Below are 14,607 nucleotides of genomic sequence, written 5' to 3' on the forward strand. Positions count from 1 at the left end.
CGCCCCCCCCGCCATCCGCGCACCCCCCCGCCGCCCGGCCCGGGGGGGGGGGCGCGCGGCCCCCGGCGGGGCCCCCCCCGGGGGGGGGCCTGGGGGGGGGGGGGGGGGGGCCGCCCCCCCCCCCCCCCCCGACCCTGCGCTGGCAGCCGATGTACGGCGATCTCGTCGATGTTCCCGGCGGCCCGGTGGTCGTCGCCGAGATCGGTCGCTACGACAGCGAGCAGCGGATCTGGGCGTGGGCGGGGCGGGAATGGGCAGGTGCCACCGCGCTGCGCGGGCTGGCGCGCGAGCACGGCGCCGAACATCTGGCGGTGGACCGGGTCGACCTCGGCACCGTCGTCCATCCCGACAATGTCGTCACTGTGCTCGTGGCCGGGGCCGCCGATCTGGGCGGGTGCCTGGGCTGGGCGGCGGCGCCCGACGGTGCCGGGTGGCGCTACTTCGCGGTCACCGACTCCGCGGTGACGGGGACGGGTTCTGATCCCGAGGTGGCGTCCCAGCTCATCGAGACGGCGGCGAACCTGTTGCACCCCCTCACCGATCCGGACAGCCGCTACCCCGCCATGCGAGCCATGGTCGCCGGCTACTTCCGGCGCCACGACCTCGCGACGCTGACCTTCGGCGAACCGCAGCTGCTGCTCGCCCACTTCGGTCTCTACGAGTTGCGGGTGGAGTTCGATATCACCGGCGGCATCATCGGCACCCGCACCGGCATGATCGGCGAACTGATGAGCTGAACCCGCCTATCGACGCGCCGCCCGCCTCAGGCGCCGAGATCGGCGAACATCTTGCGTTTCATCGACGGCACCGCGCCCGCCGTGCGCAGCACGAGCTTGCCGATCATGCGGCCGAATCTGCCGTCGGCGACGGCGCGTTCGGCGGTGCTGAGCGAGGTGCGGACCGCGGCGAAGCCGTAGTCGGTCATCGCGGCTTCGTAGGCGCCGATGGCGTCGAGCAGACCGCGCTCGCGGCGGTCGGCGGCGACCAGCATCCGGCACAGCAGCTGGGCGTCGCGCAGGGCGGTATTGGCGCCGATGCCGGCGAACGGGGTCATGCTGTGGATGGCATCGCCGAGCAGGGTCACCGTGGTGGGACTCCAGCGGGGGATCGGGACCGAGGTCTTGATCGGGAGCAGAGTCGCGGTGGCGCTGTCGGATTCGGCGACCAGCCTGCGCAGTGCGGGCGCCCAGCCCGCGGTCATCCGAACGGCGGTGGCGTGCAGTTCGGCCGGGTCCAGGGCCGACAGGTCGACGCCGAAACGGTCCCGTTCGGCGGCGAACGCCCAGAACACGTAGGGCTGGGTGTCGTCGAAGAGGAAGCCGGGCGTGAGCTCGGTGCCGTCGCTGCCGAGCGCGACACCCGGTGCGGGCGGGGTGAATTCGTGCGGTGCGACGAACATGCCGCACCCGCTGGGCGGGATCACGCTGTGCGGGTGCGCGAGCAGCCGCGGATCGAGACGGTCGCGGGCGCTCGGGGTGAGCGCGTACTTGCCCGCGATGGTGACGATGCCGGTGTCGACCCGCTGCGCCTGCGGCAGGTACTGGGTCCGCACCCGGGAGGTGCCGCCGTCGGCGCCGACCAGCACGTCGCCGACGTCGCTGCCGCCGTCGGCGAAGTGGGCGACCACGCGTCCGTCCGGGCGACGCTCGTAGCGGTCGAACGCGCTGCCGTAGCGCACCGCGTCGCCCAGCTCGGCCAGCAGGATGCGGCGCAGGGTGATCCGGCTGATCCCGTAGTGGTCGCAGTCGGCGTTCACGGTGTCGGTGCTGTCGAAAGCGATCAGGCTCGACAGCTGCTCGGTGACGAAGCCGAATCCGTTGCCGCCTTTGCCGGAGCAGGCGACGAAGGTCGCGAAGAGCTCGGGGGAGAGCAACTCGGCCAGTGCTGCGCTGCCGTGCGGATTGATGTGGATGCGGAAGCCTTGCAGCCGGTCGGTGCGCCGCACCTCGCGCTCGTGCACGCTGACCGCGACGCCGGCCCGGCGCAAGCCGTTGGCCAGTGCCAGCCCGCCGATGCCGCCGCCGACGACGATGACCCGCAGGGGTGAGTTGGTTGCCATGACGGTGTCCTTTCTCTGGTCAGATCCGGCTCCAGCCGAACCCGCCGGAGCGCCGCTTCGACGCTCGTTGCTGCTGTACGGATCCCGTCTGCGCCCAGTCGGTGATCAACCGGTCCAGCAGTCGGGTGAGGGTGACGACATCGGCGGCGGGCCAGTCGGCGATGACCGCGCCGAACACCTGGTCGCCGACCTCGAGGAATCGCTGCAGCTCCGCGCGTCCCGCGTCGGTGATCTCGACCAGGACGGCCCGTCGGTCGGCCGGATCCGGGGCGGTGCGGACCAGCCCGGCCTCGGCCAGGGTCTGCACGTGCCGGGTGATCGAGGAGGGCAGCGCGTCCAGGCGCTCGGCGATCTCGCCCGCGCGTAGCGGACCCGTCTCCGCCACCGCCTGCAGCACTCCGACCCGGACCGGGTCGTACGCCCGGGAGGTCCCCTGACGCATCGCCTCGGCGAACCGGCTCGTCGTGCGGGCGAGTTCGGAGACCTGATCCTTGTTTGCTTGCATGAATCAAACAATACATTTGATTGCGTGAAACAACAATAGGGGCGCCAACTTACGCTTACGTAGGGGAAACCCGCAGGTCACAGGCTCATGGTCGAGGGTGGCGCTGCTAAATTTGCTTCCATGACGAGTTCGCCGAGCCTGCTGTTCAACCCCGCCACCTACGACCCGCAGCATTTCGATGCCGAGACGCGGCGGCTGCTGCGGGCCACCATCGAGTGGTTCGAATCCAAAGGCAAGGCGCAGCTGCTGGCCGAGGACCGCGACGCCGTGTGGACCCAGGAGTTCCTCGACTTCGTCGCGAAGGAGAAGCTGTTCGCGACGTTCCTGACCCCGGCCGCCTACGCCGACGGCGACCCGAACAAGCGCTGGGACGCCGCCCGCAACGCGGCCCTGGCCGAGATCTTCGGCTTCTACGGCCTCGCGTACTGGTACGCCGAGCAGGTCACCATCCTGGGTCTGGGCCCGATCTGGCAGAGCGACAACGAGATCGCCAAGCGCAAGGCCGCCGCCGAGCTCGACGCGGGCCAGGTCATGGCGTTCGCGCTGTCCGAGCGCGAGCACGGCGCCGACATCTACAACACCGACCTGATCCTCACCCCGAGCGAGCCGGGCAGCGCCGACGCCGAGGCAGGCATCCTGTTCCGCGCCAACGGCGAGAAGTACTACATCGGCAACGGTAACGTCGCCTCGATGGTGTCGGTGTTCTCCCGGCGCAGCGATGTCGAGGGCGCCGAGGGCTACATCTGGTTCGCCGCCGACAGCCGCCACGACGACTACCACCTGGTCGAGAGCGTCATCCACGGCCAGATGTACGTCAGCCACTTCCGGCTGGAGAACTACCCGGTGACCGCCGCCGACGTGCTGCACGAAGGGCCGGAGGGCTTCTCGGCCGCGCTCAACACCGTCAACGTCGGCAAGTTCAACCTCTGCCACGGCAGCATCGGCATGGTCGAGCACTCGTTCTTCGAGGCCATCACCCACGCCAACAACCGCATCCTCTACGGCAACCCGGTCACCGACTTCGGCCATGTGCGCGGCAATTTCGTCGACGCCTACGCGCGCCTGATCGCGATGAAGCTGTTCAGCGACCGCGCGGTGGACTACTTCCGCAGCGCCTCGCTCGAGGACCGCCGCTACCTGCTGTTCAACCCGATGACCAAGTCCAAGGTCACCTCCGAGGGCGAGGTCGCGATGACCCTGCTGCTGGATGTGCTGGCGGCCAAGGGCTTCGAGAAGGCCACCTACTTCGCCCAGGCCTCGCGCTACATCAACCACCTGCCCCGGCTCGAGGGAACGGTGCACGTCAATGTCGGCCAGATCCTGAAGTTCATGCCGAACTACCTGCTCAACCCGGCCGAGTACCCGGCCATCGGCACCGATCTGGCGCCCGGCGACCAGGAGTTCTTCTGGAAGCAGGGTCCCGCGCGCGGCGCGGGCAAGGTGCAGTTCGCCGACTGGACCCCGGCCTACGAGCAGGCCGCCGACGTGCCCAATGTCGGCCGGTTCTACGAGCAGGCCCAGGCGCTGCGCACACTGCTGCTCACCGCCGCGCCCGACGCGGCCCAGCAGAAGGACCTGGACTTCATGCTGACCATCGGCCACCTGTTCTCCACGGTGGTCTACGGCCAGCTGATCCTCGAGCAGGCCGAGCTCACCGGGCTCGACCGCGATGTCGTCGACCAGATCTTCGACTTCCAGATCCGCGACTTCAACACCCACGCGACGGCCCTGCTCGGGAAGCCGACGGTCACCGAGGCTCAGCGCGCCTGGGCCGTCGGCGCCCTGCGCAGCCCGGTCGCCGACGCCGAGCGCTTCGACCGGGTGTGGCAGCAGGTGGCGTCCTACGACGGCGCCTACGCGATGCGCCCGTAGCCGGACGCGTCCTCGGCCGCCACGTCATCGCGGGCGGCCGAGGACGGTCGGGTCGGCTCGTCATCGTGCCCGAGGCTGCGCGTCCGGGTCCGCGCGTCGGCGCGGAGGTCCCGGCAGTGTGCCTACACCGTGGCGCGGCCGGGGAAGGCGGTGGTGACGGGATTCGTGCCCAGGATCGCCTGCCAGCGGGCCCGGCGCAGCGCGGACTCGGTGAGCGCCTCGGTCGCGGTCGCCCGCACCGCAGCGTCGGTGGCCTGTTCGACGACGGCGTACCACGCTGCGGCGCAATCGGATTCGACCGCGACCGCCAGGTGCGCCGCCGGGATCGGATCGTCGACCGGGAACGGCGGTGCGTAGGCGGCGCCGGCCGCCTCGGGCGCGGTGCCGCCCGCTTCCAGGAGTTCGATGGTGGCATCGCGGCGGGCCCGGTGCGCGGCGCCGAACTCGGCGACCATGCGCGCCCGGTCGGCGTTGGCGTAGGCGGCGATCACTCCGTAGGAGTAGACGGCGGCGTACTCACTGTTCAGCGCTCGCTGCAGCGCCCGACGTTGTTCGGTCATGTCAGCAGGACTCCCACCTGGGTGGCGCAGGCCGCGCTGATCGAGGCCAACAGGCCTGCGCGGTAACCGGATTCGGTACGGGCCAGGGCGGCCGCGGCTTGCTGGGATCGGACCAGTTGATCGCGCAGCTGGGCGATCGTCGGCGGCTGGGTGGGGTTGTCCACGGTCGAGGCGGGCACGAGGGCGCCGTCGGGGCCGGGCACGGTGATCTCGCCGGTGCGGCGCACCGGGGTGGTGCCGTCGCCGTAGACTCCGATCACCCGGTCGATCTCGGTGCGCAGCGCGTCGGCGTGCGCGGCGCGTTCGTTCGCGATGGTGCCCAGCGCGGCCTGCGACTGCGGAGCGAGGGCGATCGCCGCCTGCGCGGCCGCGGCGTCCGCGCGAGCCAGGACTTCTTGCGCGGCAAGCGGATCCGGGGCATGCACGGTGTCGTCCTCGGCGCACGCCGTCAGCAGGCTCAGCGCCGGAACTCCCACGGCGGTCGTGCCGAACAGTCGCAGCATCGAGCGGCGTCGCCAGCCGCCTGGCGAAGCAGCGGGGAGGGTCGCCGAATCCTGTTGTGTCACTACGGTCCGGTGGGCGCCGAGCGTCGGGTGCTGACGCGGCACCGCGAGCTGGGGTGCGGTCGGGTCGGTCGCCGACGCGGTGACCGCCTGCCGGTGCGCGGGCCCGGTCGCGGCGGTCCGCGCGGGAGCGGAGGGGAGAACTGATCCGGTGTGCTGCGGGGCGACCGGGCGCGACGACTCGCTCGTCATCGGACGGGATTCGTGCCGGTCGAGGCGCATGCCGGAAGGTCGCCCGGCGCTCGGCGGGGCGGTAAGGCGGAAGGGCACCCACCCATCGTGCCAGATCCGCGCACCCGAACCCGCCCACCCACGCCACCGGGAGGCACGCCGGGGCGGACCGGTGCGCGACGCCCGGTGGCTGGTCCTTTACACTCTCGGAGCGCGTTACGCTAGACCTTCGGCGTAGAAATTTCCGATCGCGTCACAACTGAACCAGGAGCCGCCCATATGCCGATGCCCACCGAGGAAAGGGTGAGCCAGCTCGTCGCTGAGCTCGTCGCACGCCGGGGATTCGACCTCGAGGGCGTAGCGATCGCGTCTGCGGGCAAGGACGAATTGGCGCCGGTTCGGTTGAAGGTCACCGTCGACAGCGACGGTCCGGCCGATCTGGACGCGATCGCCGAGCTCAGCCGGGAGATGTCCGAGCTGCTCGACGAAGCGGGCGATTTCGGCGACTCCGCCTACCTGCTCGAAGTGACCACGCCCGGCGTGGACCGCCCGCTGACCGCCGAGCGGCACTGGCGCCGCGCCCAGGGCCGCAAGGTGAAGGTCGCGCTGCGCGACGGCGCCGAGCCGGTCGAGGGCAAGGCCCGCTTCGACGCGCGCGCCGGTCAGCTCGCCGAGGACGGCACCGTGGCGCTGGTCCTCGGCGGCAAGAACAAGCCGCACCGGGTGCACGTGCCGCTCGCCGACATCGCCTCCGCGGTGGTCCAGGTCGAGTTCAACGCACCCGGCGCCGCCGAACTCGAACTCGCCGGCGGGATCGCCGCGGGCCGCCCGGTCCCGGGCGAGGAACCCGCCGATCTCGCCGCCGCAGGACAACACAGTGACTCTCCCACCGAAGGGGTTGCGGAATGAATATTGAAATCGAAGCTCTGCGGGCGATCGTCGCCGACAAGGGCATCTCGATCGAGACCGTGATCTCGGCGATCGAGTCGGCGCTGCTCACCGCCTACCGGCACACCGAGGGCCATCAGCCCAACGCGCGTATCGACATCAACCAGAAGACCGGCGTGGTCCGGGTGATGGCGCGCGAGCTCGACGCCGACGGCAACCTCGTCTCCGAATGGGACGACACCCCCGAGGGTTTCGGCCGGATCGCGGCGACCACCGCCCGCCAGGTCGTGCTGCAGCGGCTGCGCGACGCCGAGAACGAGAAGTCCTTCGGCGAATTCGCCACCCACGAGGGAGACATCGTCGGCGGTGTGGTCCAGCGCGACGCCAGGGCCAACGCTCGCGGCATCGTGGTGGTGCGGATCGGCAGCGAGGCCAACGGCGCCGAGGGCCTGATCCCGCCCGCCGAGCAGGTGCCGGGGGAGACCTACGAGCACGGCGACCGGATCAAGTGCTACGTCTACGGCGTCTCGCGTGGCCCCCGTGGCCCGCAGATCCAGCTCTCGCGCACGCACCCGAATCTGGTGCGCAGGCTGTTCTCGCTCGAGGTGCCCGAGATCGCCGACGGCTCGGTGGAGATCGTCGCGGTGGCCCGCGAGTCGGGGCACCGCTCCAAGATCGCCGTGCGGTCCACCGTGCCCGGCGTGAACGCCAAGGGCGCGTGCATCGGCCCGATGGGCCAGCGCGTGCGCAACGTGATGAGCGAGCTGGCGGGCGAGAAGATCGATATCATCGACTACGCCGAGGATCCCGCGACCTTCGTCGGCAACGCGCTCTCGCCGTCGAAGGTGGTCTCGGTCACTGTCGTCGATCCGGAGGCCAGGGCCGCCCGGGTGATCGTGCCGGACTTCCAGCTGTCGCTGGCGATCGGCAAGGAGGGCCAAAATGCCCGCCTGGCCGCGCGTCTGACGGGCTGGCGCATCGATATCCGCAGCGACGCGGCTCCGGAGCAGGGCGATTCGGTCCGGCCGGAGGCGCACCGTAGTTGACGAAAACGCGGGAATCCCGACCCTCGGATGACATGTTCGTAACTTCGGAAGGGGAGGGGTTCGTCGTTATGACCGGGTCACCGGTAGAGTGGGTGGAAGACCGGCCCGCGCAATCCGTGCGAACCTGTATCGGATGCCGTCAGCGCGAGCCGTCTGCCGACCTGTTGCGGATCGTGGCGCAGCATCGGGACACCGGCTCTGCCGGGGCCTCGACTGTTGCGATCGTTCCCGATCCGCGGCGCAGACTTCCCGGACGGGGTGCCTGGCTGCACCCCGTTTCAGCTTGTCTGCGTTCCGCAGAGCGGCGCCGAGCATTCGGCAGAGCCCTACGAGTGTCCGGAAATCTGGATATCTCAGCCCTGGAGCAGTACCTCGAGAACAGGCACGAGCACTCATGAGCACACCGTGAAGCACCAACGATGAACGTCCATCGGAGATAACCCGAGGTCGTGCGGGCCGCCGTCCCCTTACACGGTGGCGCTGCTCGGCCTCTCAGTGAGGAGAGCAGTGGCAGGCAAGGCCCGCGTGCACGAGTTGGCCAAAGAACTCGGTGTCACGTCCAAAGAACTACTCGCGAAGCTCAAGGAGCAAGGCGAGTTCGTGAAGTCGGCGTCCTCGACGGTGGAAGCACCCGTCGCCCGTCGTCTGCGCGAATCGCTCGCGTCGAAGTCCGCCCCGGCGGGCGACGCGAAGCCCGCGGCCCGTCCGGGGCCGTCGCAGGCGGCCCGTCCGGCCGCCAAGCCCACCCCCGGTGGCGGCCCCCGTCCCGGTCCGCGTCCGGCTCCGGCGGCGCCCGCCCCGGCGGCCCCCGCGGCCCCGGTGGCTCCGGCCGCCGAATCGGCTCCGGCCGAGGCCAAGCCGGCTCCGGCCGCTCGGCCGACCCCGGCCGCCGCGCAGTCGGCGCCCGCCGCGAAGCCGGCCGGTGCCCCCGCGCCCGGCCCGCGTCCGGCGCCCGGCGCACCGCGTCCGGGTCAGCCCGCCGCCGGTCAGGCCCGTCCGGGTCAGCCCGCGCCGGGTGCTCCGGCCCCGCGTCCGGCCGGTCCCGGCCCGAAGCCCGGCCCGAAGACCCCGCGCGTCGGCAACAACCCGTTCAGCTCCGCCCCGGATCGTGAGCGTCCGGCGCCGCGTCCCGCCCCGCAGGGCGGCCCGCGGCCGACCCCGGGTCAGGGCGGTCCCCGTCCGGCTCCCGGCCAGGGTGGTCCGCGTCCGGCTCCCGGTCAGGGCGGTCCCCGTCCCGGCCAGGGCCAGGGTGGTCCGCGTCCGGCCGCCGCGCAGGGCGGTGCCCCGCGTCCCGGTGGTCCGCGCCCCAACCCGGGCTCGATGCCGCCGCGTCCCAACCCCGGTGCCATGCCCCAGCGCTCCGCGCGTCCGGGTCCGGCGGCCGGTGGCCGTCCGGGTCGTCCGGGCGGCGCTCCCGGTGGCGGCGCAGGTCGTCCCGGTGGCGGCGGTGGCGGCTACCGCGGTGGCGGTGGCGGTGCCCCCGGTGCAGGTCAGGGTGCCGGTGCACCCGCGGCCGGTGGTTTCCGTGGTCGTCCCGGTGGCGGCGGCGGTCGTCCCGGTGGTCCCGGTGGCCGTGGTGGCGCAGCGGGTGCGTTCGGTCGCCCCGGTGGCGCTCCGCGTCGTGGCCGTAAGTCGAAGCGGGCGAAGCGCGCCGAATACGAGAACATGCAGGCGCCCGCCGTCGGTGGCGTGCGGCTGCCCCGCGGCAACGGCGAGATCATCCGTCTCGCCCGCGGCGCGTCGCTGTCGGACTTCGCCGAGAAGATCGACGCGAACCCGGCTGCCCTTGTGCAGGCGCTGTTCAACCTCGGCGAGATGGTCACCGCGACCCAGTCGGTGAACGACGAGACCCTCGAGCTGCTCGGCAGCGAGATGAACTACGTCGTGCACGTCGTCAGCCCCGAGGACGAAGACCGCGAGCTGCTGGAATCGTTCGATCTCACCTACGGCGAGGACGCCGGCGGCGAGGACGACCTCGAGCAGCGTCCGCCGGTCGTGACCGTCATGGGTCACGTCGACCACGGTAAGACCCGACTGCTGGACACGATCCGTAAGGCCAACGTCCGTGAGGGCGAGGCCGGTGGCATCACCCAGCACATCGGTGCGTACCAGGTGCTGACCAACCTCAACGACGAAGAGCGCCTGATCACCTTCATCGACACCCCGGGTCACGAGGCGTTCACCGCCATGCGTGCCCGTGGTGCGAAGGCCACCGACATCGCGATCCTCGTGGTCGCGGCCGACGACGGCGTCATGCCGCAGACGGTGGAAGCGATCAACCACGCCCAGGCGGCCGACGTGCCGATCGTGGTGGCGGTCAACAAGATCGACAAGGAAGGCGCGAACCCGGACAAGATCCGGCAGCAGCTGACCGAGTACGGCCTGGTGACCGAGGAATACGGTGGCGACACCATGTTCGTCGACATCTCGGCCAAGCAGGGCACCAACATCGACGCGCTGCTCGAAGCGGTGCTGCTGACCGCGGACGCCTCGCTCGACCTGCGGGCCAACCCGGACATGGACGCCCAGGGTGTCGCCATCGAGGCGCACCTCGACCGCGGCCGTGGCCCGGTGGCCACCGTGCTCATCCAGCGCGGCACGCTGCGCGTCGGCGACTCGATCGTGGCGGGCGACGCCTACGGTCGCGTGCGCCGCATGGTCGACGAGCACGGCGACGACGTCGAGGCGGCCCTGCCGTCGCGGCCCGTCCAGGTCATCGGTTTCACCTCGGTGCCCGGCGCGGGCGACAACCTGCTCGTGGTCGACGAGGACCGGATCGCTCGCCAGATCGCCGACCGCCGCAATGCGCGCAAGCGCAACGCGCTGGCCGCGCGCAGCCGCAAGCGGATCAGCCTGGAAGATCTGGATGCCGCCCTGAAGGAGACTTCGGAGCTCAACCTGATCCTCAAGGGCGACAACTCCGGTACGGTCGAGGCCCTCGAAGAGGCCCTGCTCGGCATCGAGATCGACGACGAGGTGCGCCTGCGCGTCATCGACCGCGGTGTCGGTGGCGTCACCGAGACCAACGTCAACCTGGCGTCGGCCTCGAACGCGATCATCATCGGCTTCAACGTCCGTGCGGAGGGCAAGGCCACCGAGCTGGCCAACCGCGAGGGCGTCGACATCCGGTACTACTCGGTGATCTACCAGGCCATCGACGAGATCGAGAAGGCCCTCAAGGGCATGCTCAAGCCGATCTACGAAGAGGTCGAGCTGGGCCGGGCGGAGATCCGCGCGATCTTCCGTTCGTCGAAGGTCGGCAACATCGCCGGCTGCATGGTCCTGTCGGGTTCGGTCAAGCGCAACGCCAAGGCGCGCCTGATCCGTGACGGCCGGGTCGTCGCCGAGACGATGACCATCTCCTCGCTCAAGCGGGAGAAGGACGACGCCACCGAGGTCCGCGAAGGTTACGAGTGCGGTATGACCGTGACCTACAACGACATCAAGGACGGCGACATCATCGAGGCGTACGAGCTGCGCGAGAAGCCGCGCGACTGATCACGCACACCGTTCCACACGCCGCATCCGAAACCTCGGGTGCGGCGTGTGGTCATGCGGGCAATCCATCCATCTATCAGGAGGTGAGCACCGCTGTACATCGGTGCGCTCGAATTCGATCTACTGCTCGGTGACGTGCACTCGCTCAAGGAGAAGCGGTCGGTGATCCGGCCGATCCTCGCCGAGCTGCAGAAGCGCTTCGCCGTGAACGCCGCAGAGGCCGGCGACCAGGACTTACACCGCCGGGCACTGCTCGGGGTGGCCATGGTCAGCGCGGAAACGGCGCACCTGAACGAGGTGCTCGACAAATGTGAGCGGCACGTCGCCGCCCGTCCGGAGATAGAGTTGCTGGCAGTACGCCGCCGGATCTTCGGACCCGAAGACTAGAGGGAGGTATCGCCATGGTGGATCAAGCCAGGGCACGCCGACTCGCCAAGCGGATTTCCGCGATCGTGGCCACCGCGATCGAGTACGAGATCAAGGATCCGCGGCTGCGGTTCGTCACCGTCACCGATGCCAAGGTGACCGGCGATCTGCGCGAGGCAACGGTGTTCTACACGGTGATGGGCGAGACGCTCGACACCGAACCCGACTACGCGGCCGCCGCCGCCGGTCTGGACGCGGCCAAGGGCGTGCTCCGGTCCAAGGTGGGTGCGGGCACCGGGGTGAAGTTCACCCCGATCCTGTCGTTCACGCTGGACAAGGTGCCCGACGCGGCTCGCGAGATGGAGGAGCTGCTGGCCCGGGCTCGTGCCATCGATGACGAGGTCGCCAAGGTCGCGGCCAACGCCACGCACGCCGGTGAGGCCGACCCGTACAAGTCCGATCGCGACGACGACGGCGACGAGTAGCCCGGCATGAGCGGTCAGCGCCTGGAGGCGGTAGCTAGTGTGACCACGTCGGGCGCCCGCGCATGCCGAACGGGTACCGCATGACCGGCGCCCGTGACGCGACCGTGCCGGCCGCCGCCGTCGCCGCCCTGGCGACGGCGCGGTCGGTGACGGTGCTGTGTCACGTGCAGCCCGATGCCGACACCATCGGCAGCGGGCTGGCGCTGGCGCTGGCCCTGGAACGCAAGGGCGTGCCGGTGGTGGTGTCCTTCGCCGAACCCGCCGACCTGCCCGCCTCGCTGCGGACGCTGCCCGGCGGGCATCTGCTGGTGCCGCCCGCCGAGGTACCGCGCGAGGTCGACCTGCTGGTGGTCGTCGACTGCGGTGCGCGCAGCAGGCTCGGGGTGCTGGCCGACCGGCTGGCCGGAGCGACGACGACGCTGGTCATCGATCATCACCGGGCCAACGACGGATTCGGCACCGTCGACCTGATCGACGAGTCGGCGGCCTCGACCACGGAGCTGGTCACTCGCCTGCTCGACGCGTGGGGCATCCCGATCGACGCCCCCATCGCGCACTGCCTGTTCGCGGGGCTGGTGACCGATACCGGCTCGTTCCGCTGGGCCAGGACCGGCAGTCACGCCATGGCCGAGCGGCTGCTCGCCACCGGGATCGACGGCGCCGAGATCACCCGGGTGCTGCTCGACACCCACCCGTACGCGTGGCTGCCGATGCTGTCGAAGGTGCTGTCCACGGCGGTCGTCGTACCCTCGGCTGCCGGGGTGGGGCTGGTCTACGCGCTGGTGCGGGCCGCCGACACCCACGAGGTGGGCCCCGAAGAGGTGGAGAGCGTCATCGACGTCGTCCGCACCACCGCCGAGGCCGGGATCGCCGCCGTCTTCAAGGAGGCCCGCGGCCAGAACGACCGCTGGACCGTCTCGCTGCGCTCCCGTGATTCCGCGCCCGGCGCCGCCGACGGGGTGGATGTCGCCGCGATCGCGAGCGAGTTCGGCGGCGGTGGACATCGCTTCGCGGCCGGATACACCACCTACGGCAACGCCACCGACGTGGTGCAGGCGCTGGTCACCGCGCTCGGCTGAGCGCGGAACTGTCGCCGGGCGTGTGCTCCGGCCACATCGGGCGGGGCGGTCCGCTCGCGCGAGTTGCCCGACCGACACCGCGCCGATCAGCCGACGGCGACGGGCTCGCGTCGCAGCCGCAGTACGAGCGGCACTCCCACCATCGTCGCGACGGCGCAGAGTCCGAACGCCGCCGCCGGCCGGTCGACGAGCAGGCCGGTGGCTCCGGCGACGACCAGGCCGCCGAGATTGCCGGTCATCCAGATGAGCCCGGCCGCGGTGCCTTCGGCGACTCCGGTGTGCCGCTCGGTCATGGTGAGCACGATCGGCAGCGCGGGCAGCAGGGTGAGGCCGATCAGCACGAAGGCCAGGAATCCGGTGGCGAGTCCGGGCGCGACGGCGACGAGCAGACAGGCGAGCGCACTGGCCGTGAGGCCCACCAGGACCGCGGGCAGTTCGACGCCGCGCCGCAGCACGGCCACCGGCACCACCGCGCATCCGACGACCCCGGCCACGACATTGATCAGCAGCACGACGCTCGCCGCGTCGGCGCTCACCCCGGCCGGTTCGAGCAGTGCCTGACCGTAGGTGGCCAGCGCGACGAAGGTGCCGAACGGGAAGAAGACCGCCGCGCACAGCCGGCGGACATAGGGGTCGCGCAGCGTCACCCGCAGCGCGGCCAGCGGCTCACCCGCCGGACGCCTCGGCGCCGCGCCCGCCGCGACCTGTCCCGGCCGCAGGACCTCGACGGTGAGCAGCAGCGCGGCCACGCTGGCGAATCCCGCGCCCACGGCGGTCAGCGTCCACAGCTGGTGCTCGGCGGGCAAGATCGCGCCGAGTACGAAGGCCGCGGCCATCCCGGCGAAGGTGCTGGCGGTGCCGACCGCGATTCCGGTCGGACGGTCCTTCTCGGCGAGGTAATGCCCGGCGACGCCGGTGATCGCGTTGAGCACCAGCGGCTGCGCGATGGCCACGATGGTCTGACCGAGCAGTGCCATGGCGAAGCTGTCGTGCAGCAACCGCAGGTCGGCGCCGATCGCGGTGAGCACAGCGCCCGCGATCAGGGCGGGCCGGAACCAGCGGTCGAGCAGGATGCCCGCCGGGATCGCCAGCACCACGTACAGCAGCGGGAACATGTTGGCCAGCCAGCCGACCGCCGACTCCGACACGCCGAAATGGTCCGCCGCCACCGTGGTGACGGGCGCGTAGTTGAGCCAGACGACCTGGGTCGCCGCGCCCACGAGGGCGAACGCCGTGATCACGCGCCACCGCTGTACAAACGCCATCGTTGCAGTCCTGGGAGATCGGGGCGAACCGGGAGGGTCGCGCAGCGTCCGCCCTGACTGGGCGAGTGACCAGTATTGCCCGAGGTGTCGGGCACCGCGACATTTACCAGGGAATTCCCCGGGGTCGTCCGGTTTCCGCCGCGCGGGTCCGGTTCGGCGCCCGTTCCGCCGGTGGCAGGGTGCTCGTGGCGGCGCCGGGTCGTGGCGTCCTGGGGGTGTGCGAGCATCGGTGTCGTGCGCCGGATCGGGC

Annotated in this window: 14 protein-coding genes; 9 read left to right on the forward strand and 5 right to left on the reverse strand. The window is 71.0% G+C overall.

The window, feature by feature from the left end:
- Nucleotides 1–149: 149 nt before the first annotated feature.
- Nucleotides 150–737, forward strand: a complete 588-nt coding sequence (locus ACIO52_RS12120) for a hypothetical protein (RefSeq protein ID WP_402643619.1) — start codon at nt 150–152, stop codon at nt 735–737.
- A gap of 26 nt (nt 738–763) precedes the next feature.
- On the opposite strand, the gene ACIO52_RS12125 is transcribed toward ACIO52_RS12120, so the two are convergent.
- Together ACIO52_RS12125 and ACIO52_RS12130 are read right to left on the reverse strand one after the other, a co-directional pair.
- Complete coding sequence (locus tag ACIO52_RS12125) at nt 764–2,059, reverse strand: FAD-dependent oxidoreductase (protein WP_402643622.1); 1,296 nt, start codon at nt 2,057–2,059, stop codon at nt 764–766.
- A gap of 19 nt (nt 2,060–2,078) precedes the next feature.
- Entirely contained in the window at nt 2,079–2,564 is a 486-nt protein-coding gene (locus ACIO52_RS12130; RefSeq protein WP_218718427.1) for a MarR family winged helix-turn-helix transcriptional regulator, read from the reverse strand.
- A 120-nt stretch (nt 2,565–2,684) separates the two neighbouring features.
- Between ACIO52_RS12130 and ACIO52_RS12135 the strand changes: the two genes are divergently transcribed.
- Entirely contained in the window at nt 2,685–4,436 is a 1,752-nt protein-coding gene (locus ACIO52_RS12135) for an acyl-CoA dehydrogenase family protein (protein WP_316575525.1), read from the forward strand.
- A gap of 122 nt (nt 4,437–4,558) precedes the next feature.
- Here ACIO52_RS12135 and ACIO52_RS12140 read toward each other — a convergent pair whose 3' ends face one another.
- Complete coding sequence (locus tag ACIO52_RS12140) at nt 4,559–4,996, reverse strand: DUF4439 domain-containing protein (protein ID WP_218718425.1); 438 nt, start codon at nt 4,994–4,996, stop codon at nt 4,559–4,561.
- Nucleotides 4,993–5,829, reverse strand: coding sequence for a hypothetical protein (locus ACIO52_RS12145; protein WP_402643626.1), 837 nt, complete (start codon nt 5,827–5,829; stop codon nt 4,993–4,995). Before ACIO52_RS12145 ends, ACIO52_RS12140 begins: the two co-directional genes overlap by 4 nt.
- A gap of 180 nt (nt 5,830–6,009) precedes the next feature.
- Between ACIO52_RS12145 and rimP the strand changes: the two genes are divergently transcribed.
- The 7 genes from rimP (at nt 6,010) to ACIO52_RS12180 (ending at nt 13,092) form a co-directional block, all read left to right on the forward strand.
- Complete coding sequence (gene rimP, locus ACIO52_RS12150; RefSeq protein WP_218718424.1) at nt 6,010–6,639, forward strand: ribosome maturation factor RimP; 630 nt, start codon at nt 6,010–6,012, stop codon at nt 6,637–6,639.
- Nucleotides 6,636–7,664 (forward strand): transcription termination factor NusA, encoded by a 1,029-nt coding sequence (gene nusA, locus ACIO52_RS12155; RefSeq protein WP_218718423.1) that lies wholly within the window; start codon nt 6,636–6,638, stop codon nt 7,662–7,664. Before rimP ends, nusA begins: the two co-directional genes overlap by 4 nt.
- A gap of 68 nt (nt 7,665–7,732) precedes the next feature.
- Nucleotides 7,733–8,062 carry a YlxR family protein gene (locus tag ACIO52_RS12160; protein WP_218718422.1) on the forward strand — a complete coding sequence of 110 codons (330 nt, stop codon included), beginning with the start codon at nt 7,733–7,735 and terminating at the stop codon, nt 8,060–8,062.
- A gap of 109 nt (nt 8,063–8,171) precedes the next feature.
- Nucleotides 8,172–11,162, forward strand: a complete 2,991-nt coding sequence (gene infB / locus ACIO52_RS12165) for a translation initiation factor IF-2 (protein ID WP_316575523.1) — start codon at nt 8,172–8,174, stop codon at nt 11,160–11,162.
- A 93-nt stretch (nt 11,163–11,255) separates the two neighbouring features.
- Nucleotides 11,256–11,549, forward strand: a complete 294-nt coding sequence (locus tag ACIO52_RS12170) for a DUF503 domain-containing protein (RefSeq protein ID WP_218717795.1) — start codon at nt 11,256–11,258, stop codon at nt 11,547–11,549.
- Nucleotides 11,550–11,563: 14 nt separating this feature from the next.
- Nucleotides 11,564–12,013, forward strand: a complete 450-nt coding sequence (rbfA, locus tag ACIO52_RS12175) for a 30S ribosome-binding factor RbfA (protein WP_218717763.1) — start codon at nt 11,564–11,566, stop codon at nt 12,011–12,013.
- 80 nt (nt 12,014–12,093) lie between these two features.
- A complete protein-coding gene (locus tag ACIO52_RS12180; protein ID WP_342801399.1) occupies nt 12,094–13,092 on the forward strand; it encodes a bifunctional oligoribonuclease/PAP phosphatase NrnA in 999 nt (332 codons plus the stop codon).
- 86 nt (nt 13,093–13,178) lie between these two features.
- Here the strand turns inward: ACIO52_RS12180 and ACIO52_RS12185 are convergent, their stop codons facing one another.
- Nucleotides 13,179–14,357, reverse strand: a complete 1,179-nt coding sequence (locus ACIO52_RS12185) for an MFS transporter (protein ID WP_402643633.1) — start codon at nt 14,355–14,357, stop codon at nt 13,179–13,181.
- Between the last annotated feature and the right edge of the window lie 250 nt (nt 14,358–14,607).

It is taken from the genome of Nocardia sp. NPDC087230, assembly GCF_044744725.1.
In the GTDB taxonomy this organism is placed as follows: Bacteria; Actinomycetota; Actinomycetes; order Mycobacteriales; family Mycobacteriaceae; genus Nocardia; species Nocardia canadensis.

Bases quoted from the DNA above. Each gene is read 5' to 3' on its own strand.
- ACIO52_RS12125 (WP_402643622.1), bottom strand. From the start codon at position 2,059: ATGGCAACCAACTCACCCCTGCGGGTCATCGTCGTCGGCGGCGGCATC.
- ACIO52_RS12135 (WP_316575525.1), top strand. From the start codon at position 2,685: ATGACGAGTTCGCCGAGCCTGCTGTTCAACCCCGCCACCTACGACCCG.
- ACIO52_RS12120 (WP_402643619.1), top strand. From the start codon at position 150: ATGTACGGCGATCTCGTCGATGTTCCCGGCGGCCCGGTGGTCGTCGCC.
- ACIO52_RS12160 (WP_218718422.1), top strand. From the start codon at position 7,733: ATGACCGGGTCACCGGTAGAGTGGGTGGAAGACCGGCCCGCGCAATCC.
- rimP (WP_218718424.1), top strand. From the start codon at position 6,010: ATGCCGATGCCCACCGAGGAAAGGGTGAGCCAGCTCGTCGCTGAGCTC.
- ACIO52_RS12185 (WP_402643633.1), bottom strand. From the start codon at position 14,357: ATGGCGTTTGTACAGCGGTGGCGCGTGATCACGGCGTTCGCCCTCGTG.
- ACIO52_RS12140 (WP_218718425.1), bottom strand. From the start codon at position 4,996: ATGACCGAACAACGTCGGGCGCTGCAGCGAGCGCTGAACAGTGAGTAC.
- ACIO52_RS12130 (WP_218718427.1), bottom strand. From the start codon at position 2,564: ATGCAAGCAAACAAGGATCAGGTCTCCGAACTCGCCCGCACGACGAGC.
- rbfA (WP_218717763.1), top strand. From the start codon at position 11,564: ATGGTGGATCAAGCCAGGGCACGCCGACTCGCCAAGCGGATTTCCGCG.
- ACIO52_RS12180 (WP_342801399.1), top strand. From the start codon at position 12,094: ATGACCGGCGCCCGTGACGCGACCGTGCCGGCCGCCGCCGTCGCCGCC.
- nusA (WP_218718423.1), top strand. From the start codon at position 6,636: ATGAATATTGAAATCGAAGCTCTGCGGGCGATCGTCGCCGACAAGGGC.